This window comes from Herbaspirillum rhizosphaerae, assembly GCF_001189965.1.
Classification (GTDB): domain Bacteria; phylum Pseudomonadota; class Gammaproteobacteria; order Burkholderiales; family Burkholderiaceae_D; genus Herbaspirillum; species Herbaspirillum rhizosphaerae.
This window is the reverse complement of record NZ_LFLU01000012.1, coordinates 75,285-100,821: the sequence shown is the minus strand read 5'-3', so window position 1 is coordinate 100,821 and position 25,537 is coordinate 75,285. Positions and strand designations below refer to the sequence as shown.

At 61.1% G+C, this 25,537-nt stretch carries 22 protein-coding genes; 10 read left to right on the top strand and 12 right to left on the bottom strand.

Features of this window, described 5'->3' with window-relative positions; all coding sequences use genetic code 11:
* Positions 1–13: 13 nt before the first annotated feature.
* From AKL25_RS16515 to AKL25_RS24465, 8 genes are all read right to left on the bottom strand, one after another.
* Positions 14–958 (bottom strand): GGDEF domain-containing protein, encoded by a 945-nt coding sequence (locus AKL25_RS16515; protein ID WP_240475768.1) that lies wholly within the window; start codon positions 956–958, stop codon positions 14–16.
* Between the two features lie 233 nt (positions 959–1,191).
* Positions 1,192–2,718 carry a c-type cytochrome gene (locus tag AKL25_RS16510; RefSeq protein ID WP_083444747.1) on the bottom strand — a complete coding sequence of 509 codons (1,527 nt, stop codon included), beginning with the start codon at positions 2,716–2,718 and terminating at the stop codon, positions 1,192–1,194.
* Positions 2,719–2,720: 2 nt separating this feature from the next.
* A complete protein-coding gene (locus tag AKL25_RS16505) occupies positions 2,721–4,373 on the bottom strand; it encodes a GMC family oxidoreductase (protein WP_050478788.1) in 1,653 nt (550 codons plus the stop codon).
* Positions 4,370–5,020 (bottom strand): sugar dehydrogenase complex small subunit, encoded by a 651-nt coding sequence (locus AKL25_RS16500; RefSeq protein WP_050478787.1) that lies wholly within the window; start codon positions 5,018–5,020, stop codon positions 4,370–4,372. The genes AKL25_RS16505 and AKL25_RS16500 overlap by 4 nt, the downstream gene beginning before the upstream one ends.
* Before the next feature lie 436 nt (positions 5,021–5,456).
* A complete protein-coding gene (locus tag AKL25_RS16495) occupies positions 5,457–6,401 on the bottom strand; it encodes an alpha/beta hydrolase (protein WP_050478786.1) in 945 nt (314 codons plus the stop codon).
* Between the two features lie 104 nt (positions 6,402–6,505).
* Complete coding sequence (locus AKL25_RS16490; RefSeq protein WP_050478853.1) at positions 6,506–6,838, bottom strand: antibiotic biosynthesis monooxygenase family protein; 333 nt, start codon at positions 6,836–6,838, stop codon at positions 6,506–6,508.
* Positions 6,839–6,890: 52 nt separating this feature from the next.
* The gene (locus AKL25_RS16485; RefSeq protein WP_050478785.1) at positions 6,891–7,559 is read right to left on the bottom strand and encodes a hypothetical protein; all 669 of its coding nucleotides are present in this window, start codon (positions 7,557–7,559) and stop codon (positions 6,891–6,893) included.
* Between the two features lie 55 nt (positions 7,560–7,614).
* A complete protein-coding gene (locus tag AKL25_RS24465) occupies positions 7,615–7,770 on the bottom strand; it encodes a hypothetical protein (RefSeq protein ID WP_167541898.1) in 156 nt (51 codons plus the stop codon).
* Positions 7,771–8,108: 338 nt separating this feature from the next.
* On the opposite strand from AKL25_RS24465, the gene AKL25_RS16480 reads away from it, so the two are divergent.
* From AKL25_RS16480 to AKL25_RS16465, 4 genes are all read left to right on the top strand, one after another.
* A complete protein-coding gene (locus AKL25_RS16480; protein ID WP_240475767.1) occupies positions 8,109–11,768 on the top strand; it encodes an indolepyruvate ferredoxin oxidoreductase family protein in 3,660 nt (1,219 codons plus the stop codon).
* A 260-nt stretch (positions 11,769–12,028) separates the two neighbouring features.
* Positions 12,029–13,189, top strand: coding sequence for an acyl-CoA dehydrogenase family protein (locus AKL25_RS16475; protein WP_050478784.1), 1,161 nt, complete (start codon positions 12,029–12,031; stop codon positions 13,187–13,189).
* Positions 13,186–13,968, top strand: a complete 783-nt coding sequence (locus tag AKL25_RS16470) for an enoyl-CoA hydratase (protein WP_050478783.1) — start codon at positions 13,186–13,188, stop codon at positions 13,966–13,968. The genes AKL25_RS16475 and AKL25_RS16470 overlap by 4 nt, the downstream gene beginning before the upstream one ends.
* A 353-nt stretch (positions 13,969–14,321) precedes the next feature.
* Positions 14,322–15,467 carry a mechanosensitive ion channel family protein gene (locus AKL25_RS16465; protein WP_157050670.1) on the top strand — a complete coding sequence of 382 codons (1,146 nt, stop codon included), beginning with the start codon at positions 14,322–14,324 and terminating at the stop codon, positions 15,465–15,467.
* 19 nt (positions 15,468–15,486) lie between these two features.
* On the opposite strand, the gene AKL25_RS16460 is transcribed toward AKL25_RS16465, so the two are convergent.
* Positions 15,487–16,026 (bottom strand): hypothetical protein, encoded by a 540-nt coding sequence (locus tag AKL25_RS16460; protein ID WP_050478782.1) that lies wholly within the window; start codon positions 16,024–16,026, stop codon positions 15,487–15,489.
* Positions 16,027–16,262: 236 nt separating this feature from the next.
* On the opposite strand from AKL25_RS16460, the gene AKL25_RS16455 reads away from it, so the two are divergent.
* Positions 16,263–18,686, top strand: coding sequence for a DNA polymerase II (locus AKL25_RS16455; RefSeq protein WP_050478781.1), 2,424 nt, complete (start codon positions 16,263–16,265; stop codon positions 18,684–18,686).
* 37 nt (positions 18,687–18,723) lie between these two features.
* On the opposite strand, the gene AKL25_RS16450 is transcribed toward AKL25_RS16455, so the two are convergent.
* A complete protein-coding gene (locus AKL25_RS16450) occupies positions 18,724–19,743 on the bottom strand; it encodes a zinc-dependent alcohol dehydrogenase family protein (protein WP_050478780.1) in 1,020 nt (339 codons plus the stop codon).
* Between the two features lie 130 nt (positions 19,744–19,873).
* Between AKL25_RS16450 and AKL25_RS16445 the strand changes: the two genes are divergently transcribed.
* The 5 genes from AKL25_RS16445 to AKL25_RS16425 all read left to right on the top strand — a co-directional run bounded on the left by AKL25_RS16445 (position 19,874) and on the right by AKL25_RS16425 (position 23,681).
* The gene (locus AKL25_RS16445) at positions 19,874–20,836 is read left to right on the top strand and encodes a LysR family transcriptional regulator (protein ID WP_050478779.1); all 963 of its coding nucleotides are present in this window, start codon (positions 19,874–19,876) and stop codon (positions 20,834–20,836) included.
* Positions 20,833–21,843 carry an AraC family transcriptional regulator gene (locus tag AKL25_RS16440; protein WP_240475766.1) on the top strand — a complete coding sequence of 337 codons (1,011 nt, stop codon included), beginning with the start codon at positions 20,833–20,835 and terminating at the stop codon, positions 21,841–21,843. Before AKL25_RS16445 ends, AKL25_RS16440 begins: the two co-directional genes overlap by 4 nt.
* Positions 21,844–21,908: 65 nt before the next feature.
* Complete coding sequence (locus AKL25_RS16435; protein WP_050478777.1) at positions 21,909–22,802, top strand: alpha/beta hydrolase; 894 nt, start codon at positions 21,909–21,911, stop codon at positions 22,800–22,802.
* A gap of 24 nt (positions 22,803–22,826) precedes the next feature.
* Positions 22,827–23,228 (top strand): nuclear transport factor 2 family protein, encoded by a 402-nt coding sequence (locus AKL25_RS16430; protein WP_050478776.1) that lies wholly within the window; start codon positions 22,827–22,829, stop codon positions 23,226–23,228.
* Positions 23,229–23,390: 162 nt separating this feature from the next.
* A complete protein-coding gene (locus tag AKL25_RS16425) occupies positions 23,391–23,681 on the top strand; it encodes a hypothetical protein (protein WP_050478775.1) in 291 nt (96 codons plus the stop codon).
* A gap of 89 nt (positions 23,682–23,770) precedes the next feature.
* Here AKL25_RS16425 and AKL25_RS16420 read toward each other — a convergent pair whose 3' ends face one another.
* Entirely contained in the window at positions 23,771–24,580 is an 810-nt protein-coding gene (locus AKL25_RS16420; RefSeq protein ID WP_050478774.1) for a metallophosphoesterase family protein, read from the bottom strand.
* A 2-nt stretch (positions 24,581–24,582) separates the two neighbouring features.
* On the bottom strand, positions 24,583–25,530 hold the full coding sequence (locus AKL25_RS16415) for a diacylglycerol/lipid kinase family protein (protein ID WP_050478773.1): 948 nt from the start codon (positions 25,528–25,530) through the stop codon (positions 24,583–24,585).
* Positions 25,531–25,537: the final 7 nt, after the last annotated feature.

Here is a 25,537-nt window from a genome sequence, read left to right as displayed (position 1 = left end):
ATAATCGAAGGACTCAGTCGTCGGCGACGATGCAGTTGCGGCCGCGTTGCTTGGCCATGTACAGTCGCTTGTCGACCGACTCCATGAAGTTGATGCGGTGGTCTTGCGTCGACGGGATGATGGTGTTCAGGCCCAGGCTGATGGTGACGACTTTTTCCACCTGCGATTTGTCGTGCGGGATCTTTTCCTTCAACACCAGCTTGCGGCAACGCTGCGCCACCTTCAGTGCGGACGCACGGTCGGCCTCCGGCAGGATCAACACGAACTCTTCGCCGCCGTAGCGCGCAAAGAAATCGCGGGTACGTGTCGCCGCGCCGCTCAGTACGGTGGCGATCTGCTTGAGGCAGGCATCGCCGCGAATATGGCCGTAGTGGTCGTTGTATTGCTTGAAATAGTCGATGTCGAGCATGATCACCGACAGCGGCGTGCGGTTCTTGACGGCGTTGGCCCATTCCAACTCCAGCGCGGAATCGAACATGCGGCGGTTGGCGACGTTGGTCAGTCCGTCGCGATAAGACAATGCTTCCAACTCTTTCTGCAACTCGACCAGGCGCGCCTCGGTTTTCTTGCGTTCGGTGATGTCGAACATGAAGCCGATCAGCGAGTCGACTTCGCCGTCCGGCTTGCGCACCACATGCACCACATCGCGGATCCAGACGTGCTCGCCGTCGCGCGTGATGGCGCGGTAATCGGCTTCGTGGTCGACGCCGGCCTTGGATTGCGCCACGCAAAAATTCACCACGCCTTCGCGGTCTTCCGCATGGATACGCATGGCCCAGTCTTCCACCGAGACCCAGCTCTCGGGCGACCAGCCCAGCAGTTCCTGGATCTGCGGGCCGACGTAGGCGAATTTCATCGTGCTCCAGTCGATCTTCCAGGGGATGGCTTTGGTCGATTCCAGCAGCGTCTTGTAGACGGTGCTGTCGGGTTCCATTTGTTTCTGAATCTGTTCTGTCATGGATAGCTGTGGCGATTCGTAGATGAGGGGTGATGCCTTGCCTGTCTTCGTTTTATTTCCATGCGGAATCTAAAGCGAGTCGTCGCAAGAAATAACTGCGCAAGGATAACCCGAACGAGTTTCGACCGTGTGAAATCGCCATGCGAGCCGACGAACCGGGGGCCGGATCAACCACGAAAAAAGCCGGCAACCATGGCGGCTACCGGCTTTGATGGCGATCACATCAACGACGCTCAGAACGGTATGCGGCGACGCCGGCGCACCGAGATCACGGCAATCGCGATCAGCAACAGCAGCACAATGGCGACGCCGATGGCCGGTGCGATGTACGGCTGCAGTTTGGCGAGAACCGGCTGTTCGCCGCCTTTGCGCGCTTGTGCAACATAGGCTTCAGTGACTTGCACTTCCGGATTGCCGTATTGCTTCAGCACGTAGTTGGCGATCATGGCGATCTGCTGATCGGTCAGCGGATTGACGTAGGAGTGCGCATCAAAACGCGGCATCATAATTTCCTTGTCGCCGACCTTGCGCTCCACGCCGTACAGAATCGCCGACACCAGGTTGGCCGGATTGTGCGAGCCGGTCGCGGTGTTGTTGAACAGCGAAGGATAATCCTGGCCGTTGCTGCCGGCGCCGGATGCTGCGTGGCAGCTGGCGCAATAACCGCTGAACAGCACTGCGCCGCTGTTGAGGCTGTTGTGCTCGTTCGGGCCGCGCGTGCCGCGCAGCGCCGACTCGTCGCTGACGGCTTTGCCGTAGCTGTAGGCTGGCTTGCTCTGGGTGGCGTCGCGTACCGGCGGCACCGTGCGCAGGTAAGCCACGATGGCGGAGATGTCGTCGTCGCGCAGATGCTGGAAGCTGTTGGTGACGGCTTCCGCCATCGCGCCGCCGGCCTGGCCTTTGCCTTCGACGTGGCCGGTTTTCAGATACTGCACCAGCTCGGCATCGCTCCAGCCGCCGACGCCGCTGACCTTGTCGGAGGTGATGTTGGGCGCATGCCATGGACCCAGCGGCGCACCGGCCAGCGCCGAACCGCCTTTTTCACCCATCAGGAAATTGCGCGGCGTGTGGCAGGTGCTGCAATGCGCCAGGCCCTCGGCGAGATATTTGCCGCGATTGATCTGTTGCGACTTCGACGCATCCGGTACGAAGCGTTGGGTGTCGAGGAAGATCGCATTCCACGCCGTCATCGACATCCGCACGTTGAACGGGAAGGGCAGTTTGGTCTGGCTGCCGGCCGGCTCGTTGACCGGCGCCACCGCGTTCATGAAATAGCTGTACAGCTTGTGCACGTCGCTGTCGGTCAGCATGGCGTAGCTGGTGTACGGCATGGCCGGATACAGATGGCTGCCGTCGGCGCGCACGCCTTCACGCAGCGCGCGGGCGAACTGCGCTTCGCTGTAGTTGCCGATGCCTGCGGTTTTGGATGGCGTGATGTTGGTTGCGTAGATCGTGCCCAGCGGCGACTCGATGGCGTAGCCGCCGGCGTAGGGCTTGCCGGCAGGCGCGGTGTGGCAGGCCATGCAGTCGGCCGCGATGGCGAGATAGCGGCCGCTTTCGATGTCCGCCTTGGCGGGATCGGCAGAGGCGGCGGCGGGTGCTGTGGGCGCAACTGCAGCCGGCGGCGCAGGCGGTTTCTCCAGCGATTGTTCCTGTGCGTGGACGCTGGCGGCGCCTGCTACGTACAGCAAGGCGCTCAGCACGATGACGGCGCTGCGTCGGGACAGATGCGTCGACAGGCGACGTGGCAAATGCGTCATGATCATCCCTTCGCCAGTGTTTTGCTGATGTCGTCGGCAGCGCGCAAGCCCAGCGCCGCCATGCTCAGCGTGCTGTTGACCACGCTGGCCGACGGCATCGCACCGCCGCCCGGCAGCCACAGGTTGGCGTGATCGTGGGCGCGGCAATTGCCGTTGACCACCGAGTCCTTGGGATCGCTGCCCATGATGACGCCGCCCATCACGTGATTATTGGCGTTGAGGCTGGTGGTGATGTTGAACTCCACCGCGCCGAACAACTGGCCGATATGCTCCAGTTGCTTGTGCGCCGCTTCGGCGCCTTTGCGCACATATTCGCCGACGTCGTAATAGATGTCCGGGCAGGCCAGGCCCAGCGGGTCCTTGCGGGTCTTGCTCAGGGTCAGGCGATTGTTGGCTTCCGGCAGCGGTTCCAGGCTGATCGACAGGTCAACGCCGAAGGCGGCGCGGCGGCGGATTTCATCGTCGAGTTCCTGGCCGACCAGACCCAGTTTCAACGCTTGTTGCGTGGCGGGACCGACGCGCGTGATGTTGTTGAGGATCATCTTGTTGGACGAATACTCGGAGCGGAACGCGCCATCGCGCGGGCCGACCAGGCAACTGCTTTGCGCCGGGCCGCGACCGGTCCAGATCGGCTCATTGGCGAGGAAGGTGCAGTGGAAGCCAGAGTGATCCATCATGTTGCGGCCGACCTGATCCGACGAGTTGGCGAGGCCGTTCGGGTTGGCGGCATTCGCGGCCAGCAACAACAGGCGCGGCGTTTCGATACCGTTGCAGGCGAACACGAAAGCACGCGCCGTCGCCTTGTGCGATTGCTTGCCGGCGTCGTACCAGTAGGCGGCGGTGATGCGGTTGTTCTGATCGGTGTCGACTTTGTAGACAACGGCTTCAGCCAGCACCTTGGCGCCTTTCATCTCGGCGCGCTGGACGTGGTGGATGCCGTTGTACATCGCGCCGATCGGGCAGATCGGCTGGCAATTGTTGTTGCCGCAGCAGGTCGGGCGGCCTTGCCACGGCCGCGTGCTGCGTCCCTGCGGAATCGGCACCGAGTTGTAGCCGTGGGCATTGACCACTTCGGCAAAACGCTTGTCGCCGTAACCCCACGGCACCATGTCCATCGGATACGGTTTGCTGCGCTCGCTGGGCGATTGCATGCTCGCATCGTTCGGTCCGGCCACGCCCATTTCTTCTTCGGCGCGGCAGTAGTACGGCTCCAGCTCTTCATAGGAAATCGGCCAGTCGCGGCCGACGCCATAGGTCGATTTCATCTTGAGGTCCACCGGCAAGTGGCGCCAGCAGGACGCCGCCCAGTGCCAGGTGGTGCCGCCGACCGTACGCAGATAGCCTTGCTGGAAGCCGTTGCCGTCGGGGCCGGACAGCGCGATGTAATTGTTCTTCGGGAAGTACAGCGGCGCCGGCGCATTGGGCGCCTGCGGATACAAGCCCTGGAAGTCGGAGCCGACGCGGCTTTCGAACGGCATGTTGCGCCAGTTCTCGACGGCTTGCGCGCGTTCGATGCGCAAGCCGGCTTCCAGCATCAGGACCGAGTAACCCTGGCTTACGAGTTGATCGGCAATCATGGCGCCGACCACGCCGGAACCGACGATCACGACATCGGCCGTGGCATCGCCCTCGGCGCTAAAGATAGGGAGTTTCATAGTATTTTTGCTTTAGGTTCGGGAGTGCCGGTGGTGGCAGGGGCAGGCACGGGGGCCGCAGCAGGTTCGACGGGCGCGGACACGCGAATCTCCGGCGGCGCCTTGGTCCACCACAGCGGACCGTAGTTGCAATAGGTCGGCACGGTCTGGCCGTCGGCGACAGGCTGGTACATCAGGGCTTCGGCGTACGAGACGACAATCGCCTGCTGGCCTTTGCCGATGGTGCCGGTGTACCAGGCAGCGACAATCGCCAGCGTCAGCTCGCGTAGACCGGCGTCGGTGGCTGCCGCCAGCAAGGCTTTCGGATCCTGCTCGTTCTGCAGCAGCGCGGCCAGCTTGGGCGACTGTGCAGCAAAATCGGGATAGGTCTTGCGCATCGCGGCTTCCATCCGGCTGGCGGTCTCGAGCTTGAGATCGGCATGGCCGGTGATGCGTTTGGAGAAACTCAGGAAGGCAGTTGCTTCGGGACTTGGTTGCGGCGGTGCGGTGGGGACAGGAGCGGTCTGGGCATTGCTGAACAGCGGGTTGCTCCAGAAGCCGGCTTCGGCGACCAATGCGGCCAGTCCGATGAGCATGTGGCGCCGGCTGATGCCGCCGGTGAGTTTGAAGCCTGGAGCTTTCTTGGGAGCGGGGACGGGTGGCTTCATGAAGCGACCTCGATGCTGGGTATGGTGACCTGGCGCATTGTGCAAACTCCTGCGGTGGCTTGTTGAAAGCGTGAGAACGTCTGGCGGATCAGTAGTTCATGACAATCAATACAAATGCATGATGACACGGGCGCGATCCGCGCAGCGCTGAAAAACAGTCCTGGCAATGCAAAAACGTGATTCTTTGCAGCGTCTTCCTGCCGGGACCGATGAAATCCTGTCGCAGAAAGAATAAAAATCCGGGAACGACGAGCCTCAATGATAACAATGTTAGCGCTAACACGCATGCGTTTTGCGAGCGCCGATATCTGGTTTTGACGCATGAAATGCGAGGCCGTCGTGCTGCTCGCTTCGTGAAAGCGGGCGCATCATCCCGTGCGGAAGGAGATGCGCTTTGCTGTTGCAATATGAGCTGTAGAGAAATAATCCGCGCGCGTCATCCCGCGATTTTCGACAGAAACGCCAGCGCCGCCAGCCGAAGTTGCGTGATGCCGGGTTCTTCCACGGGAAAGTGTCCGCAGTTTTCCAGCATGACCAAAGTCTTCTCGCCCTTGATCCGATCAAAAAATGGACGACTCGACGCGATGCCGGTCCAGCGATCATCGGCCGGATGCGCTAGCAACACCGGACAGAGGTCGAAGTCTTCCGGCTCGATGTCCGGGCGCACGGTGAAGATCGAGTGCATGAAGCTGATCGGAACGCATACGCCGCCGCCAAACGGATCGTTGGCAACCAGCCGGTTCAGCGCCGGATCGTTCGACATGGCGTGCATCTTGGTAAACCACTTCACGGGCAACCTGATCTTACCGAACAGGGCCGCGCACCAGGGCATCAAAGGCATCATCCCATGCAGCACCAGCGCATTGCCCGCAAACTGCCGCCGCACCAGCGGCGAACGCGGATCGGCCAGCGTGGTGGCGATGACGCCGGCAACCATCTCTTTGCCCAGACGCGCCGCGCACAGATACGCCAGATAGCCGCCCAGGCTGCCGCCGAAAAACACGATGCGTTTTCCATTGCGGCGATATTCGGCTTTCGCGAGATCGCAGAGAACCTCGATCCATGCTTGGTAGCTGATCATCGACGCATCGGCCTTGCTCAAGCCATAGCCGGGCAAATCCGGTGCAAGGACTTCGTAACCGGCCTCATGCAGCAGACGGCCCAGCGGCGCGAACATGCGCCCGTAGCCGCCACCGCCATGCACCACGATGACGGTCAGCGGCGCTGCGGGCGATGCAAAGCGATCGAGGTGGATGGCAGAGCCGCTCCAGGCAAACCATTCTTCGGCGGGAGCGTTGTTGTAGGAGACACGCGCTTCCTCAGGGAAGAAGGGCTGGTACTGCTGCCAGTAGGTGGCGGTGTTGTAGGTTGCCTCGGGCATGCAGATGTTTGAATTGACGATTCAACTGAATCGTCGATATTGATGATCGGGTAAGAATGCGAGAGTCAGAGCCTGATGAGGCGATCAGGACGTGATGCTTTCGATCAGGGCCGCTTTGCGTATGCGCGCTCTACCCGAGCAATGCGTACTTCATAGTGTTCGTACCAGCGCGCTTTCCCGGTCTCCTGCGCAATCCTGTGTTCCGCCACCGCCTTCCATGCGGCGATGGCTTCCATGCTGCTCCAGTAGGAGACGGTGATGCCGAAGCCGTCGTCTCCGCGGGCGCTTTCCACGCCGAGATAGCCGGGTTGCTCCGAGGCCAGCTCAACCATGCGATCAGCCATCTGTCCGTAGTCATTGTCGCCTTCGGTGCGTTGCGATGAAAAAATGACGGAGTAATACGGCGGCGGTGGAAGTTTTGCAAAAAGTGGATTGATCATTTGAAATCCTGATCGAAAAGACGCGCAGTCTTGTAAACGGACTGTTCGTTTATTTGCCGCTGTCTCTTGCGGCAAGCAGTTGCTGGGCGACGTGCCTGGCAAACATGTCGATGACAATGTCGATACCTTGCATTGCCAGATCACTTTGCTGGAGCACGGCGGCCGACGTGGCAAACTCGTATTTGTCGTTCTCAAGGACGACTCTGGTATCTCGGGCATATCGTCGTTGTCCCTCGGGAAGGGGACCGTCCTGCGATGAGTCAATCAGCGCGAAGGCACGTAGCTGGTAGCTGTGCGCGATGGTCTTTGCAATATACAGGGCCCCGAAACTACGCAGAGTGATCAACTGTTCATTTTTTTGCAGTGGACGTCCATTCAGTTCAGCAGCGTCCATGACGATGAGGCCGCTTTTTCCGGCGTCTGCGATGATCTGATCCAGTAGATGTTTTTGCCAGGCCTGTATGCGATTCTCACCGGCAATCTCCCGGAACTCGGGAGACTTCGATTTCGGCGTCATATCGACGGCACCGAAAGCTGCCCCTCCGAGCGAGATCATAGTCATGCCAAGGCCAAAGGCGTTTGGTGCCGGAACGATTTTCAGGTAAACCTTTTCGTCCTGGGTAATTTTCAATGGCGGAGGTGCTTGAATCGTCGTGGCACAACTGGCCAGCAGCAGCGTCGCCAAGCCTAAGAAAAGAGAGATGCCGTAGCGGCGCATACTTGCACTCCAGAAAATGTTGTAAGGACAGGATGGTTGCAATGACTGGACAGCGTCAGACCTTGTCCATCCCAGCCGACACCACAAACGCCACGATGGCAGACGTGATCGACCAGACCGCCAGGCGGTATTGCGGGATGAATTTGGTGATGAACGGCAGCAGGAAGTAGAGCACGACGCCGATGAGGATGCTGGTGATGACTCGTTTCATGAATGATGTTGTTGGTGTTGGATGAAGACGCCGACCGATTCAGCCATGCCAGCCATGCCGGGCGAACGCAGCGATCCTACCATTTATTGAGGACAAGGCGCTACCGGGAGATCGCCGGCGACGGGGCTAAGGCGCAGGGGGTATATTTATAACTTATACCCCCATCCTCAATCAGTATTTCCTTGTTCTTCTTCCAAAAGCATAGACTTCAGTCACAGCAGTTTCGGTGAACGGATTGTTGTGAAGACCGCTACCACGGTCATTTTGTCTGGCAGTAACGCATCGTACCCGGTGCGGTAACGGCAGGCGATATCTGAATAAACATTTTGGAGACAGACATGGAATCCCGTTCGGCAGCCGGGCTTGCTGGATTGTCGATCCTGCCAGACGTGGCAGGACAGACAGTCCAGGAGCCAGCAACTCATACTCCCACAGCAGCATCCTTTTCCGCTTCTCCTGCTTCTCCCGCAGCCGCACTGGCGCCGGTCAGTCTGGACGACAAATATGCGGCCACTTCCGGTTCCATCTTCCTGTCGGGCATCCAGGCGCTGGTGCGCTTGCCTTTATTGCAATATTTGCGTGATCAGAAGGCCGGGCTCAGTACCGCAGGCTTCATTTCCGGATATCGCGGCTCGCCGCTGGGCGGTCTCGACGAGGCCTTGTGGAAGGCCAAGCCGCATCTGGAAGCGCACAAGGTCAGGTTCCAGCCCGGCACCAATGAAGACATGGCCGCCACCGCCGTCTGGGGTACGCAGCAGGTCGACCTGATCGGGCCGGCCAAGGTCGAGGGTGTGTTCGCCATGTGGTATGGCAAAGGCCCCGGCGTGGACCGTTGCGGCGATGTGCTCAAGCACATGAACCATGCCGGCACTTCCGCCAAAGGCGGCGTGCTGCTGGTGGCGGGCGACGATCACGGTGCGTATTCGTCGACGTTGCCGCATCAGTCCGATCACATTTTCTCGGCATCGATGATTCCGATGCTGTATCCCTGCAACGTGCAGGAATACCTCGACCTCGGCCTGCACGGCTGGGCGATGTCGCGCTTTTCCGGCTGCACGGTCGGCTTCAAGGCGCTGGCCGATACGGTGGAATCGAGCGCGTCGGTAGACGCCGATCCGTTCCGCGTCGAGATCAAATACCCGGCCGACTTCGTCATGCCCGAAGGCGGCCTCAATGCCCGTTTGTCGACCGACACGCTGGGCGTGCAGGCGCGCAAGCAGGAAGCGCTGATGCAGGATTACAAGATCTACGCCGCGCTGGCCTACGCGCGCGCGAACAAGCTCAACCGCGTGATGATCGACAGCCCCAAGGCGCGGCTGGGCATCATCGCCTCGGGCAAGTCTTATCTCGATGTGCTGGAAGCCCTGAGCGAACTGGGCATCGATGAAGACTTCGCCGCCGAGATCGGCCTGCGCCTGTTCAAGGTGTCGATGCCGTGGCCGCTGGAGCCGGAAGGCGTGCGCGAATTCGCGCAAGGTCTGGACGAAATCCTGGTGGTCGAAGAAAAACGCCAGATGGTCGAGTACCAGCTTAAGGAGCAGCTCTACAACTGGCGCGACGACGTGCGTCCGCGCGTGATCGGCAAGTTCGATGAAAAGGGCGAATGGGTGGCGCCGCGCGGCGAGTGGCTGCTGACCTCCAAGGCGGATTTTTCCGTTGCGCAGATCGCGCGCGTGATTGCGGCGCGCATTGCGCGTTTCCACACCAGCGACCTGATCAAGGCGCGGTTGGCCTTCCTCGATGCCAAGGATGCGGTGCTCAACAAGGCCGTCAGCACACCGCCGCGTCCGGCGTATTACTGTTCGGGTTGCCCGCACAACACCTCAACCAAGGTGCCTGAGGGCAGTTTTGCGCTGGCCGGCATCGGCTGTCACGTGATGGCGACGGCGATCTATCCCGAGTTCAACAAACTGACCACGCATATGGGCGGCGAGGGCGGGCCGTGGATCGGGCAGGCGCCGTTTTCGCAGGTGCCGCACGTGTTCGCCAACCTTGGCGACGGCACCTATTTCCATTCGGGTTATCTGGCGATTCGCGCTGCGGTGGCGGCCAACGTCAACATGACCTACAAGATTCTCTACAACGATGCGGTGGCCATGACTGGCGGCCAGCCGGTTGACGGCACGACCTCGGTGCCGATGATTGCGCAGCAGATGGCAGCCGAAGGCATCAAGCGCATCGCGCTGGTGAGCGAAGACATCAGCCGCTACGCCGATCGTTCCAACTTGCCGGCGCTGGCGACCATCCACGACCGCAAGGACATGGATACCGTGCAGCGCGAACTGCGCGAACTGCCCGGCGTGACCGTGATCATCTACGACCAGACTTGCGCCGCCGAGAAGCGTCGCCGCCGCAAAAAAGGCGAATATCCCGACCCCGACCAGCGGCTGTTCATCAACGAAGCGGTCTGCGAAGGCTGTGGCGACTGCGGCGTGCAATCGAACTGCACGTCGATTTTGCCGTTGGAAACCGAGTTCGGCCGCAAGCGCGCCATCGATCAATCCTCGTGCAACAAGGATTACTCCTGCGTCAAAGGTTTCTGCCCGAGCTTTGTCACCGTCAGCGGCGGCAAGCTGAAGAAATCCAAAACCGGCGTCATCAAGAAAGATAGCGCAGACGATTTCGGCATGTTGCCGGAACCGAGCATCCCATCCTGCGACACGCCGTTCAACATCCTCATCAACGGCATCGGCGGCACCGGCGTCATCACCATCGGCGCGCTGATGGGCATGGCTGCGCATCTGGAAGGCAAGGGCGCGTCGGTGCTGGACATGACCGGCATGTCGCAAAAGAACGGTTCGGTCACCTCGCACGTGCGCATCGCGCGTACGCCGCAAGCCATCCGCGCCCAGCGCATCGCCACCGGCGAAGCCGACCTGATCCTCGGTTGCGATATGCTGACTGCCGGTTCGCACGACGCCATTTCCAAGATGCGTCCGGGCCGCACGCGTGCGGTCGTCAACGTGCATCAGCAACCGCCGGGACAGTTTGCGAAAAATCCTGACTGGCAATTCCCGTTTGAAGACGTCAAGGCGCTGATTCAGGAATCGGTCGACAACCAGGCCGATTTCATCGATGCGACACGTCTGGCGACGGCCTTGATGGGCGATTCGATTGCGACCAACCTGTTCATGCTCGGCTATGCCTATCAGCGCGGTGAGCTGCCGTTGAGCGAGGCCGCCTTGCTGCGCGCCATCGAAATGAACGGCGTCGCCATCGAGTCCAACAAGACCAGTTTCCTGTGGGGCCGCCGCGCCGCCGTCGACCTGGCGCGGGTCGAACGCATCGCCGTACCGGCGCAACCGGTGGTGATCCGTATGCCGGAAACGCTGGACAAGCTGATCAAGCGCCGCGTCGCTTTCCTGACCGACTACCAGGATGCGGCTTATGCCGAATCGTTTGCAGGTTTTGTGGAGCAGGTGCGCGAGAAGGAAGCTGCGCTGAATCTCGGCGACAAACTGACGATGGCGGTCGCACGCAATCTGTCCAAGCTGATGGCCTACAAGGACGAATACGAAGTCGCGCGCCTGTACACCGACGGCCGTTTCATGGAACAGCTGAAGCAGCAGTTCGAAGGCGACTTCTCGCTGAGCTTCAACCTGGCGCCGCCGATGTTCTCGAAGAAGGATGCGCAAGGCCGTCTGGTCAAGGCGAAGTACGGTGCATGGATGATGACGGCGTTCAGGCTGCTGGCGAAGTTCAAGGGCTTGCGCGGCGGCGCGTTCGACATCTTCGGTTACACCGAGGAGCGCAAGACCGAGCGTAGTCTGATCGCAGAGTATCGTGCGACGGTGACGTCGTTGCTGGACGGCCTGAGCGCGGACAAGCTGGCGCTGGCGGTCGAGATCGCACAGCTGCCGGAGCAGATCCGCGGCTACGGTCACGTCAAGGACAAGGCGCTCGCGCAGGCACGCGGCAAGCAGGAAGAATTGCTGGCGCGCTATCGTGCACCGGGTGGTCTGGCGCAGAAGGTCAATATGGCGCAGGTGGCTGCATGACACAGGACCTCAATCAATAAATGCCGTCGTCCCAGCGAACGCTGGGACCCAGTGTCGTCAAGACGTTCGATGTGACGCTCATGCCAGCGTTACTGAACACGCCACTGGGTCCTGACTTTCGTCAGGACGACGCCATTATTCCCAACGTGGCAAGATAGACCGCAATTGTTGAGGGCAAGCAATGTCATCCCGGCGACACCTTCACCCGCGCTTTTGCGTTAGTCTTTTGCCAAACACAAAACAGATCTCAGGAGACAAGCATGGATTTTGAACTGAACGAAGACCAACTGGCCTTCCAGGCCAGCGCACGCGACTTCGCTGCCGGCGAGATGGCCCCGCATGCGGCGCGATGGGATGAAGAATCGCATTTTCCCGTCGACGTCATCGCCAAGGCCGGCGAGCTCGGCTTCTGCGGCCTGTACACGCCGGAAGAAGTCGGCGGTCTCGGCCTGACGCGTCTCGATGCGACCGTGGTGTTCGAGGAATTGGCGCATGCCTGTCCGTCGACCGCAGCCTTCCTGACGATTCACAATATGGTGAGCTGGATGATCGCCTCGTGGGCCACGCCGGAAATCAAGGCGACCTGGTGCGGCGACCTGGCCGTGGGCAAGAAGATCGGTTCTTACTGCCTGACCGAGCCTGGTTCCGGTTCCGACGCTGCATCGCTCAAGACCACCGCCAAGCTGGTCGACGGTCATTACATCGTGAATGGTTCCAAAGCCTTTATCTCGGGCGCTGGTGCGACTGACGTACTGGTCGTGATGGCGCGCACCGGCGGTGACGGCGCCAAGGGTGTTTCGGCGCTGGTCTTGCCCGCCAATACGCCCGGCATCAGCTACGGCAAGAAAGAAGTCAAGATGGGGTGGAACAGCCAGCCCACGCGCACCATCAGCTTCGACAACGTCAAGGTGCCGGCCAATCATCTGCTGGGACAAGAGGGCGAAGGCTTCAAGTTCGCCATGAAGGGACTCGACGGCGGCCGCATCAACATCGCCACCTGTTCGGTCGGCGCAGCGCAGGCAGCGCTCGATGCCGCGCATGCCTACATGAAGGAGCGCAAGCAGTTCGGCCGTCCGATCGCCGACTTCCAGGCGCTGCAATTCAAACTGGCCGACATGCAGACCGAGCTGGTCGCCGCACGCCAGATGGTGCGCCTGGCCGCCGTCAAGCTCGACTCCAAGTCGCCCAACGCCACCACCTACTGCGCGATGGCAAAACGTTTCGCCACCGATCTCGGCTTCAAGATCTGCAACGAGGCGCTGCAAATCCACGGCGGCTATGGCTACATCCGCGAGTATCCGCTGGAACGCTATTTCCGCGACGTGCGCGTGCACCAGATCCTGGAAGGCACCAATGAAATCATGCGGGTGATCATCGCACGTCATCTGCTCAACAACGAATCCAACGAGGATATTCGATGACCAGTTATACCAATTTGCGTCTTGAAGTTGTCGGCCATACCGCCGTCGTCATGCTTGCCAATCCGCCCGCCAACACCTGGACGCGCGAAGGTCTGATCGACCTCAAGCGTCTCGTCACCGATCTCAACAATGACCGCAACATCTACAGCATGGTGGTCACCGGCGAAGGCGAGAAATTTTTCTCCGCCGGCGCCGACCTGAAACTGTTTGCCGACGGCGACAAGGCCGTGGCGCGCGAGATGGCGCGCCGTTTCGGCGAAGCATTTGAGACATTGAGCCAGTTTCGCGGCGTGTCGATTGCCGCCATCAACGGCTACGCCATGGGCGGCGGGCTTGAATGCGCCTTGGCCTGCGACATCCGCATCGCTGAGACTCAAGCGCAGATGGCCTTGCCGGAAGCCTCGGTCGGTTTACTGCCGTGCGCCGGCGGCACGCAGTTGCTGCCGTGGCTGGTCGGCGAAGGTTGGGCCAAGCGCATGATCCTGTGCGGCGAGCGCGTCAATGCCGAGACGGCGTTGCGCATCGGGCTGGTGGAAGAAGTCGTGGCCCAGGGGCAAGCGAAGCAACGCGCACTGGAACTGGCAAAGCAGGTCGACAAGCAAAGTCCGTCCAGCGTGACGGCGAGCAAGAAGCTGATCCAGGGTGCGCGCCACAATCCGTTGGCAACGACCCTGCCGGTCGAGCGCGAACTGTTCATCGATCTGTTCGATACGCAGGACCAGAAAGAGGGTGTGAATGCCTTCCTGCAAAAGCGTGCAGCCGAATGGAAGAATGCCTGAGTTCTGAAGCGACGCGCCAGATCGTCGGAGCAGCAAAGCCGGAAGCAAAACTTCCGGCTTTTTTATTGCCGCCGGGGTTTATCGGCGTAATACCGTTCAGTTAAGACCATTTCCCTAACGCGGTCGTCCCAGCGAACGCTGGGACCCAGTGTTGTGAAGACGGTCAATACGCCACTGGGTCCTGACTTTCGTCAGGACGACAGTCATGGTGAATTGCGATTTTTAAGCTTAACTGAACGGAATTAGTCCTATCGGCGGCGATTCGTTGCTTGTTAAAAAATCAAGCCGGGGAACTGTGGCCCCACAATGGCAATCATCTTGTTTGTTACAACATGAATAAACAGGAGTTGCCGATGGAGTTGCCTTTTCTGAACGGTGTGGAGCCGGGGCCTTTGCAGTCGGGGCTGATTGTTGCTATCGCTGCCGTCGTCGCGGTCATGATCGCGATGATCTTGCATAGCATCGGCATCCTGTTGTTGCGCAAACTGGTGCGCAACCGGCCTTACACCACCAATCTCACACGCATCGCGTTTCGCGCCAGCCAGGTGTGTATCGCCTTGTTTGCCGTCCGCGTCGTGCTGACTGCAGCGCCTGACGATACGCCGGGCTTGCGATCCTTGTCCTACCTGTGCACCGTCGGGCTGATCCTGGGGCTGACCTGGTTCGTCATGAAAGGCATCGCGTCGGTCAGCGCGACGGTGATCCAGCTCAATCCCTACGATGTCGCCGACAATCTCAAGGCGCGCCGCATCCTCACGCAGACGCGCGTGCTGACGCGCAGCGCCTATTTCATCGTTGGCTTGCTGGGCTTGTCGTTCGTGCTGCTGACCTTGCCGGGCGCGCGCCAGTTCGGCGCGAGTCTGCTGGCATCGGCGGGTGTGGCCGGGCTGGTCGCCGGTATCGCGGCGCGGCCGGTGCTGGGGAATTTCATCGCAGGCTTGCAGATCGCCTTCTCGCAGCCGATACGCCTCGACGATGTGCTGATCGTCAACGGCGAATGGGGAAGGGTGGAGGAGATCACCGGCACCTTTGTCGTGGTGCGGATCTGGGACGAGCGGCGCATGATTGTACCGCTGCAGTGGTTTATCGAAAACCCGTTTGAGAACTGGACGCATACCTCCTCGACCATCCTCGGCACGGTCTTCCTGTGGCTGGATTTTTGCCTGCCGGTCGACAAGCTGCGCGCCGAATTCGAACGTGTCTGCAAGCAGGCGCCGCAATGGGACGGCCGTGTCTGCGTCTTGCAGATCACCGACGCCAGCGACCGCGCAATGCAGATTCGCATGCTGGTCAGCGCGCAGAGTTCGGGCGACGCGTTCGACTTGCGCTGCGCGATTCGTGAATCGATGATCGGCTTCATCGCGCGCGATTATCCGCAAGCCTTGCCGAGATTGCGCTCCGCCATCGATCCGGTGGAGATCGGCGCGACGTCCGGTCGCGATGCGAGCCTTGCCGATCGCGCCGATGAAATCATCGACGGCGCCCCCCGTCAGGCGTGATCCGCCACGCCGGCGGCGCTTACTCCGATAGCACCTCGCGTCCGGCGGAAACCTTGACCTTGTCCAGGTCTTCCGATGCGATCAGCAAGGTGTAGGCGCCGGCGCGGAGGTGGAATTTCAGGGCCTTGTGAATCCCGGCGCAGCGCAGCCCGTGATTGAAGGTGAGCGGTTCCAGCGCGGCCTTGCCGTTGGTGTCGTAGATCACATCCATCCATGCCGGCGAATCGGCGGCGATCCAGTAGTCGCCTTCGGTCTCGATGCGCCAGCTATAGCGGTTGGTGAAGCGCATCGGCTTCTTCGATTTGATCGCCAGCTTGCCGTATCTGGTTTCGGCTTCAGGCAGCGGCAACAGCACGAGCGTGACAGGCACGAAGCCGTCGCTGAATGCGGCGGCGGTTTCGGTGCGGGCGTTGTTCCATTGCGCCTGCATGGCGCCGATCACCGGGTTGGGGCTGGCGCAGGCTTCTTGCGCATGGGCGGCAGAGAGCGGCAGCGACAACATGAATGACACGCTGAGTGACAAGCCGAGCAGCAGGCGGAGAGGCGGAGTTTTCATCATGGCGACAGTAGAAAGCAGGAGCGGAAGCAGGAAGTGGTGGGAATAATATAACGTCGGCGCTTCACCGGGCGCAATATCGTTTTATCCTGCGCGCAACAGTGTTTTCTCGCGCTTTGATGGGCCGTACGGCGCGCTGCTTCAGGTGAATCCGGCGCGAATCACCTATACTTTGCGGCTTCGTAAAATAATGCAAAGAACCTCCGCGCCGGCAGTCCGACGCGCGTAAAGAAAACCCGATGCTGCAACCTTCACCAGATCAATCCAGCAAATCCAGCTTGCCGCAGGGCTTCCTCCTGACCCGGCACTGGCGCGACACGCCGGCCGGGACGGAGGTCGAGTTCTGGCTGGCGACGGACGAGGGGCCGCGGCTGGTGCGCTTGCCGCTGCAAAAATCGGTGGCGTTCATCCCGGCGGAGCAGCGCGAGCAGGCCGAACAGGTCTTGCGCAATGAGCGCAACTACGAATTGCGGCCGCTGCAGCTGACGGATTTCCAGCATCGGCCGATACTCGGCTTGTACTGCGAGCAACATCGGCAGCTGATGAAGATCGACAAGCTGCTCAGGGAATACGGCATCAGCATCTACGAAGCCGACATCCGTCCGCCGGAACGTTATCTGATGGAGCGCTTCATCACGGCGCCGGTGCAGTTCAGCGGCACAATCAGCAATGTAGCCGGCAGCGTAGCTGGCGGCGCCAATGAGCCCTTGCTCAATGTCCAGCTCAAACCCGCGCCCGGGTATCGTCCGCAGCTGAAACTGGTGTCGCTGGACATTGAGACGACCATGCACGGCGATCTCTACTCGATCGCGCTGGAAGGCTGCGGGCAGCGGCAGGTCTACATGCTCGGCCCGCCGAACGGCGACGCCTCGGGCATCGACTTCGACATGGAATATTGCGACAGCCGCCAGCTGATGCTGGAAAAGCTCAATCAATGGATAGCGCAGCACGATCCCGACGTCATCATCGGCTGGAACGTGGTGCAGTTCGACCTGCGCGTATTGCGGGAACATGCCGAGCGCCTCAAGACGCCGCTGCGCTTCGGCCGCGACGGCAGCGAGCTGGAGTGGCGCGAGCACGGCTACAACGAGAATCACTATTTCGCTTCCGCCGCGGGCCGCCTGATCATCGACGGCATTGAATCCCTGCGTGCGGCGACCTGGAATTTTCCCTCCTTCAGTCTGGAGTCGGTGGCGCAGACCTTGCTCGGCGAGGGCAAGGCGATTACTAACGCCTATCAGCGTATGGATGAGATCGACCGCCGTTTTGCCGAAGACAAGCCGGCGCTGGCGACCTACAACCTCAAAGATTGCGAACTGGTCACGCGCATTTTTGCCAAGACGCAGTTGCTGGACTTCATGCTTGAACGCGCCTCGGTGACCGGCTTGCCGGCCGATCGCACCGGCGGCTCGGTGGCGGCGTTCAGCCATCTGTACATCCCGCATATGCACCGCCAGGGTTTCGTCGCGCCGAACCTGGGCGACACGCCGCCGGAGTCCAGCCCGGGCGGCTTCGTCATGGATTCGCAGGCGGGCTTGTACGACTCGGTGCTGGTGCTGGATTACAAGAGCCTGTATCCGTCCATCATCCGCACCTTCCTGATCGATCCGGTCGGCTTGGTCGAGGGGCTGGCGCATCCGGACGATGCCGATTCCGTGCCGGGGTTTCGCGGCGCGCGCTTCTCGCGCACCAAGCACAGCCTGCCGGCCATCATCGCCAAGATCTGGCAAGGCCGCGAAGTCGCCAAGCGCCAGCAGAACAAGCCTTTGTCGCAGGCGCTGAAGATCATCATGAACTCGCTCTACGGCGTGCTCGGCGCCACCATCTGCCGTTTCTTCGATGCGCGGCTGGCGTCGTCGATCACCATGCGCGGCCACGAGATCATGCATCGCACCCGCGAGCTGATCGAGGCACAGGGCTATCAGGTGATTTACGGCGACACCGATTCCACCTTCGTCTGGTTGAAATCGGCGCACGGCGAACAGGAGGCCGACGCCATCGGCAATGCGCTGGTGAAGCACGTCAACGACTGGTGGCGCGTTCACCTGCAGGAGCAATACGGGCTGGAAAATGCGCTGGAACTGGAATACGAAACGCATTACCGCCGCTTCCTCATGCCCAACGTGCGCGGCACCGATTTCGGCAGCAAGAAGCGCTACGCCGGCATGATCGTCAAGCCGGACGGCAGCGAGGAAATGGTCTACAAAGGACTGGAAACCGTGCGCACCGACTGGACCCCGCTGGCGCAGCAGTTTCAGCAGGAGCTGTATCAGCGCATCTTCCGGCGCGAGCCTTACCAGGCCTATGTACGGGACTATGTGGCCAGTACGCTGCGCGGCGAACGCGACGACGCCCTGGTGTATCGCAAGCGCCTGCGGCGGCCGCTGGACGCCTACGAGCGCAACGTGCCGCCGCACGTGCGGGCGGCGCGCATGGCGGACGAGTTCAACCGCGAGCAGGGACGGCCGCTGCAATACCAGAACCGCGGCTGGATCAGCTACGTCATGACCACCGCCGGGCCGGAACCGCTGGAAACGCGCCGTTCGGCGATCGACTACGATCACTACGTCACGCGCCAGCTGCAACCGGTGGCGGACGCCATCCTGCCGTTCTTGCAGGATGATTTTGCGGCGCTGGTGACAGGGCAGAAAGAGTTGTTCTGACCTGTCGCCGGCGTGGCGTGCCTGGCCGGCGCCGGACTCAGTCGGCGATGCGAATCACCACCTTGCCGAATTGCTTGCCCGATTCCAGATACCGATAGGCTTGCGGCGCTTCGTCGAAGCTGAAGACGGAGTCGATGACCGGGCGCAGTTTCGTCGCCGAGACGAAATGATTCAGTTCCTCCAGCATGACGCGGCTGCCGACAAAAATGCCATGGAGCCGTTTCGCGCCGCCGATGACGGCCAGCGGATCGATGACCGTGCCGCCGAATCCGCTGACGCCGCCGATCACCGATACGATGCCGCCCATGCGCGTCGCCTGCAGGGAACGGGCCAGCGTACCTTCGCCACCGACTTCCACCGTCAGATCGACGCCGCGGCCGTCGGTGAGGCGCAAGACTTCTTCCTGCCACTCGGGCGTCTTGAGGTAATTGACGGTAGCGTCGGCGCCCAGTGCACGGGCGCGTTCAAGCTTCTCGTCGCTGGACGAGGTGATGATGGCGCGCATGCCGGCCGCTTTCGCCACCTGGAGCGAAAACACCGACATGCCGCCGGTACCCAGCAACAGCACCGTCGCGCCGGGCAACAGCGCGCCATCTGAGAACAAGGTGTTCCATGTAGTCGTGCCGACGCAGGATAGCGTTGCCGCCTCCGTGTACGACAAGTGCGCGGGAATCGTCACCAGTGAGTCTTCCGGCGCGACGAAGTATTCGGCCAGCGTGCCGTCAATGGCGGCGCCGAAAGAGAGCGAGGTTTTTTCAGGATCGGGTGCGCCGTCGATCCATTTGGGGAAATAGCTGTGGGTGACGCGATCGCCGTTCCGGAAGCGCGTCACGTTGGCGCCGACCGCGACGATTTCCCCTGCGCCGTCGCCGAGTGCAACCAGGGGACGGTCGGCTTTGCTGAGGTAGTTGCCGCGCGCAAACATCAGGTCGCGGTAATTGAGCGACGCGGCGTGGGTCTTGATCAGGACTTCATGGGCTTGCGGTGTCGGCGTGGCGATCTGTGCTGCCGTCAGGCCGGAGACGCCGGCGCCCAGGCGCATTTGGTAGGTTTTCATCGTGGCTTCCAATCAGGGAGAAATAAAAGTAGTCCGGTGCAAGGTTTTCACCGAACGGCTACGATATAAGAGAATTATCCGCACCATTGGGTAATCTGATGATCACCATTGAATCTGATTTGGAACCAATATGAACGAGCGGCTGGATGGCATTTCTGTATTCGTTGACGTCGCCGAGGCCGGCAGTTTTGCGCTGGCGGCGCAGCGTCTGGGCGTCACCCGCTCTGCGGTGGGCAAGATCATCGCCCGCCTGGAGCAGCGTCTGGGAGTGCGGCTTTTTGTGCGCACCACACGGCGGCACAACCTGACGGAAGACGGTCAGATCTACTACGAGCGTTGCTTGCGTGCGTTGGCGGAACTGGAGGCGGCGGAAGAAGCGTTTGAGGGCGGCAAGCGCGAACCGTCGGGACGCTTGCGCATCAGCGTGCCTGTCCTGTTTGGACGGCACTGCATTGCGCCGGTGATGTTGCGGCTGATGCAGCGTTTTCCGTCGCTGCAGATCGAGATGTCGTTCAATGATCGCGTCGCCGATCTGCTTGAAGAGGGATATGACCTCGCCGTGCGCATCGGCACCTTGCCGGACACCGGCAAGCTGGTCGCACGCAGACTCGGCGTACAGCGCATGGGCATCTGCGCGTCGCCGGACTATCTGGCGCGGCACGGCTTCCCCAGCCACAGGGAGGATTTTGCACGGCACACCGGTATCGCCTACAGCAGCGCCGGCCGCGTCGCACCGTGGCAACTGCAAGGCGTCTCCGGGCAGAAGGAAGAAATCAAGGTCGATTGCCGACTCTTGCTGGACGACCTGCAAGCCATCACCGATGCGACGGTTGCCGGCGCAGGCCTGGCCTGGTTGCCGTGCTGGATGATCTGGCACGAGCTGCACAACGAACGGCTGTCGCTGGTCATGGGCGCCGACCAACTGGTTGCGACCGATATTCACGTCGTCTGGCCGCATGCACGCCATTTGCCATCGAAGGTGCGGACGGCGATCGACGCATTGGTCGCTGAAGTGCCGCAAATGCTTGGGCAAGGAGACGGCTACGTCCTGGATCCGGCGCCGCGGCAGCAACTCGGGGCAGGACGCAATTGAGAAAAATTGAGCAAGATCGGTCAGGCCGCCGCCGGCATATGTCGATAGTCTCTCAATCGCCAGGGCAAGTTTTGAACAGAGACGAGATGAGAAATGAAGAGATGGACGAACCATTAAGCGACAGCCGCGAGAGCGGCAGTGCAGAGCGTTACAGCAGCCGGTTTTGCAAGGTGCTCGACTATATCGACGATCACCTGGATGGCGATCTGTCGGTGGAACGGCTCAGCGAGGTGGCGTCGTTCTCCAAATTTCACTTTCATCGCCAGTTCACCGGATGGTTCGGCGTCGGCGTCTATCGCTATGTGCAATTGCGACGCATGCGGCGTGCATCGTATCAGCTGGCGTTTCGCGGCGATCAAGTCATCGACGTTGCGCTGGCCAACGGTTATGAAACACCGGAATCGTTTGCCCGCGCGTTTCGAAAAGAAATCGGTCAATCGCCGTCCGGTTTTCGCGAGCAGCCGCAGTGGGATCCCTGGCATGCCATCTATCAACCTTTGAGAGAGAGCCGGATCCGCATGATGAAAAATACTTACCGCATTGACGACGTCAGGATGGTCGATTTCAAGGAGACGCGGGTCGCCGCGCTCGAACATCGGGGCGATCCGCGCACCATCGGCGATTCCGTGCGCCGGTTCATCGACTGGCGCAAGCAGCAGCGTTTGCCGCCTTCGCTGAGTGCGACGTTCAACATTTTGCATGACAACCCCGCTGACGTTGATCCGCAGGATTTTCGCCTGGATATTTGCGCCGCGACAACGGGCGCCATCGAAGAGAATGCAGCGGGCATCGTGGAAAAGCGGATTCCGGCAGGCCGTTGCGCAGTCCTGCGTGTGACAGGGCCGGAAGAAATGCTGGAACAGGCCGCACGCTTTCTGTATCTGCAATGGTTGCCGCAAAGCGGAGAGGAGCTGCGCGATTTCCCGCTGTTTGTGCAACGCGTGCGCTTTTTCCCGGACGTGCCGGAGAGGGAGGCAATGCTCGATCTGTTCCTGCCGATAGAATGATGAAAGGATGAGATTGCGCTGCGGGCTTACAATGGTTCTTCATTCTTTGCCGTGAAAGCCCGAACATGAGTTTGTTAGGCAAGATAGCGATAGTGGTTGGTCTGGTGGTCTTGGTCTGTGGCGGATTGATCGCCTGTTCGCCGTTGAAGGCGCTCAATGCCGTCACGACGACATCAACGTATGCGAAGACCGGCGACCTGCGCTATGGCGACAATCCGCGGCAGCAGCTTGACGTGTACGCGCCGCTGCCGTCCACGACCGCAGTTGCGCCGGCCGCCGGTCGGCCGGTGGTGGTGTTTTTCTACGGCGGCAGCTGGAATGACGGCAGCCGCAAGGATTACGCCTTTGTCGGCGAGGCGCTGAGTTCGCGCGGATTCGTCGCGGTGGTGGCGGATTATCGGGTCTATCCCGAGGTGAAGTATCCGGAATTCCTGAGAGACAGCGCGCATGCCGTGGCCTGGACGTTTCAGCACATACAGGAGTACGGCGGCGATCCTAAGCGTGTTTTCGTCATGGGACACAGTGCGGGCGCCTACAACGCGGCGATGGTGGCGCTGGATGGACGCTGGCTGAAAGAGGCCGGCGCAGCGCCGCAACAATTGCAGGGCTGGATCGGCCTGGCCGGACCTTACGATTTTCTGCCGATTGAAAATGCGGATGTCAAACCCGTATTCTGGTTTCCCGATTCGCCGCCGGATTCACAGCCCGTCAGGCATGTCGGCGATGCCAGTCCGCCGGCTTTGCTGATTGCCTCGCACAAGGACAAGATCGTCAATGCCGTGCGTAATACGGGCGGCATGGCGCAGCTGTTGCGCGACCATCATGTCCCCGTGGAAGAAATCTACTTCGACAACACGACGCACGCGACGCTGGTCGTGAGCCTGTCGCGCCCGTTCCGCACGCTGGCGCCGACGCTGGACCGCGTGGCGGGCTTCATCGAAAATACACCGTCCAGATAAGACCCCGATGCGGAGACGCCGACAATGACGCCAGAGCGAAAAACCGACCAACGCCTGCTCTCGATCCAGGAACAGCTGATGGCGCGCGAACCGCTTTTTCATCGTCCGGACTTCGGCGCGACCCGGGACGCTTTTGAAGCGATGATGGCGGACGAGTTTTGGGAAACCGGTGCTTCGGGCCGGCGTTACAGCAAGCAATTCATTCTCGATACCCTGGCAGAGCGCCATGCAGGGCAGGGCGCAGAAGCGCATGGCGATTCATGGGAGACCTCGGATTTTTATTGCCAGGAAATTGCGCCCGATCATTTCTTGCTCACCTATACGCTCAGTCAGGGCGTGCGGATCACGCGGCGCACGAGCTTGTGGCGACGGCAGGGGGCAGGTTGGGTGATCGTCTATCACCAGGGTACGCCAGCGCAAGGCTGAGCGGCTTTCCAGGAAATCCGGGTTTACCGTCTGACGCGTTTGCAATGGTTTCTCTGACGCGCGCATGCGAAGCGGTCCGACTTCATTTCTGTGCGGATGCTTCTACGATGGTGTCATCGCCGGGCGCATTGCAGCGGCGACCACCAATTCAAGGAGATCCACATGAAAAAGCAACTCGCTCTGTTGTTGATGGCTGGCGCATTGAGTGTCGGCGCGCACGCTCAGACCAAAGGCGGCGAAGGCGACACCAAGGCCGGTGCAGGCGCTAATAGCGCCAACGAAGTGCGCGATAACGCCCAAGGCAAGTCGCGCGCGACCAAGGCGGCAGAGCGCAAGGAAAAACGCGCTACGGAAGCAGGCGCCAAGGCGCCGACTTCCGGTGGCGACGGCGACGACAAGAGCATTCCCGTCAATAGCACTGACATGAAGGGGAATCCGGGTTACAAGAAATAGTATCCGGAATGAAAGATGACGGAGAGATGAAGAAGAAATGAGAAAGGGCGCCTGACTGCAGGCGCCTTTTTCATTTCATCCGGACGTCATCAGGCAGCAAACCATTCGTTGCCGCGCTGCTCGAATTCCTGCGTGGCGGTCTGCATGAACTTTCCCTCTTCTGCTTGCCAGTGCATGCGTTCCACCGCAATGCGATGCGGCTCCACGCGCAGGATGTTGAAAGAGTTGACCTCGCCGCGGCTGCGAGTCGAGGTGGCGGTGCCGGCCTGCACCACCAGGGCGGAATAACCGGCGATGTCGTAGCGTCCGGCGCTGCTGCCGGCCGAACTGGTGTGGACGTGTCCGGCCAGCAGGACGTCGGCGCCGCAGATGGCGAACGCGCGCATGGCCGGCAAGGCCTTGCCGACCAGGTCGTGATGCTGCGGGCCGGGCGGCAGGTCGAAGGGATGATGGGTCACGATGATCTTCACGACATGGTCGTCGACCGCGGCCAGTTCGCGGCGCGCCAGCTCGATCTGGCGATCGTTGACGCGGCCGTCCTTGATGGTCAGCGAGCGTGCCGTGTTGATGCCGATCACGGCGATTTCTTCATCGATGAAGATCGGCTGCAGCTGCGGCGTGATGTAGCGGCGGTATTTCGTCAGCGGACGGAAGAAGCGCGCCATGAGGTTGAACAACGGCACGTCGTGGTTGCCCGGCACCACGATCTGCGGTTGCGGCAGGGCGTCGAGGAATTGGCGCGCTTCGCGGAACTGTTCCGATTTCGCGCGTTGCGTGAGATCGCCGGAGACGACGATCAGGTCCGGCGCGATCTCGTAGATCTGGGCGATGATCGGTGCGATCAGGGCCTCGTCGATGCGGCCGAAATGCAGGTCGGAGAGGTGGACGATGGTGCGCATGATCAGGCCTCCTCAACGGTGTTGACGCTGTCTGCCGGCACCATCACCTGCAGCGACGCCGGGCGGATGCGATAGCGCAGCGGCGTCTGCATGATGTTGACTTCGCCGTCGGTGGCGACGCGCAGCCGTTTGGCGCGGCGATGATGGGTCTCGATCTCGATTTCAGTGGTGCTGAGGATGTCGAAGTCGCGCGCCTCTTTCAGCTTGCCGAACAACGCATGCAATGCCAGCCGCACCAGGCCCAGCCTGCCGGTGCGATGGCAGACGTAGAGACTGAGCTTGCCGTCGCACAGCGTCTTGCGGGTGCCGATGTTGAGGCCGTCCATCAGGTATTCGTTGTTGCCGATGAAGACGAAGGGCGTGCGCCGGCGATGCTCGACGTCGCCGATGCGCAAGCGTACGTCCAGAAAGGGATAGCGCCGCAACGCTTCCATCGCAGCCCGGCAGAAGGCCAGCCACTTGCCGCGACCGAGACGGCTTTGCTGCTTTTCGCGGTCGCGCACGATATCCGGATACAGGCCGAGGCTGGAGTTGTTGATGAACAGCGTGCCGTTGACTTCGCAGGTGTCGATTGCCAGCGGCCGGCCCTGGGCGATGGTGCGGATGGCGTCTTCCAGCACCAGCGGGATCTGCAGATCCTTGGCGAAGTGGTTGAGCGTGCCCAGCGGCAGTACGCCGAAGACGGACTTGCTGCCGACGACCATCGAGGCGACCGCATTGACGCTGCCGTCGCCGCCGCCGGCGACCACGATGCCGGCGCCTTGCCGTACCGCGTTTTCGGCTGCGCTGATGAGCTGTGCGCCGTCTTCGGCCAGCGTGACTTGCGCGTGCATGCCGTACTTCAGGAAACCGTCGACGACGCGTTGTGCGAGTTCTTGTGCATGGCCGCCGCCGGCGTGGGCGTTGATGATGACGGCAATGCTGCGGGACGATTCGGGCTGTACTGTCATGGGCGAT

Coding starts and splice junctions, on each gene's coding strand:
- AKL25_RS16515 (WP_240475768.1), bottom strand. CDS start 958: ATGACAGAACAGATTCAGAAACAAATGGAACCCGACAGCACCGTCTAC.
- AKL25_RS16510 (WP_083444747.1), bottom strand. CDS start 2,718: ATGACGCATTTGCCACGTCGCCTGTCGACGCATCTGTCCCGACGCAGC.
- AKL25_RS16505 (WP_050478788.1), bottom strand. CDS start 4,373: ATGAAACTCCCTATCTTTAGCGCCGAGGGCGATGCCACGGCCGATGTC.
- AKL25_RS16500 (WP_050478787.1), bottom strand. CDS start 5,020: ATGAAGCCACCCGTCCCCGCTCCCAAGAAAGCTCCAGGCTTCAAACTC.
- AKL25_RS16495 (WP_050478786.1), bottom strand. CDS start 6,401: ATGCCCGAGGCAACCTACAACACCGCCACCTACTGGCAGCAGTACCAG.
- AKL25_RS16485 (WP_050478785.1), bottom strand. CDS start 7,559: ATGCGCCGCTACGGCATCTCTCTTTTCTTAGGCTTGGCGACGCTGCTG.
- AKL25_RS24465 (WP_167541898.1), bottom strand. CDS start 7,770: ATGAAACGAGTCATCACCAGCATCCTCATCGGCGTCGTGCTCTACTTC.
- AKL25_RS16480 (WP_240475767.1), top strand. CDS start 8,109: ATGGAATCCCGTTCGGCAGCCGGGCTTGCTGGATTGTCGATCCTGCCA.
- AKL25_RS16475 (WP_050478784.1), top strand. CDS start 12,029: ATGGATTTTGAACTGAACGAAGACCAACTGGCCTTCCAGGCCAGCGCA.
- AKL25_RS16470 (WP_050478783.1), top strand. CDS start 13,186: ATGACCAGTTATACCAATTTGCGTCTTGAAGTTGTCGGCCATACCGCC.
- AKL25_RS16465 (WP_157050670.1), top strand. CDS start 14,322: ATGGAGTTGCCTTTTCTGAACGGTGTGGAGCCGGGGCCTTTGCAGTCG.
- AKL25_RS16460 (WP_050478782.1), bottom strand. CDS start 16,026: ATGATGAAAACTCCGCCTCTCCGCCTGCTGCTCGGCTTGTCACTCAGC.
- AKL25_RS16455 (WP_050478781.1), top strand. CDS start 16,263: ATGCTGCAACCTTCACCAGATCAATCCAGCAAATCCAGCTTGCCGCAG.
- AKL25_RS16450 (WP_050478780.1), bottom strand. CDS start 19,743: ATGAAAACCTACCAAATGCGCCTGGGCGCCGGCGTCTCCGGCCTGACG.
- AKL25_RS16445 (WP_050478779.1), top strand. CDS start 19,874: ATGAACGAGCGGCTGGATGGCATTTCTGTATTCGTTGACGTCGCCGAG.
- AKL25_RS16435 (WP_050478777.1), top strand. CDS start 21,909: ATGAGTTTGTTAGGCAAGATAGCGATAGTGGTTGGTCTGGTGGTCTTG.
- AKL25_RS16430 (WP_050478776.1), top strand. CDS start 22,827: ATGACGCCAGAGCGAAAAACCGACCAACGCCTGCTCTCGATCCAGGAA.
- AKL25_RS16425 (WP_050478775.1), top strand. CDS start 23,391: ATGAAAAAGCAACTCGCTCTGTTGTTGATGGCTGGCGCATTGAGTGTC.
- AKL25_RS16420 (WP_050478774.1), bottom strand. CDS start 24,580: ATGCGCACCATCGTCCACCTCTCCGACCTGCATTTCGGCCGCATCGAC.
- AKL25_RS16415 (WP_050478773.1), bottom strand. CDS start 25,530: ATGACAGTACAGCCCGAATCGTCCCGCAGCATTGCCGTCATCATCAAC.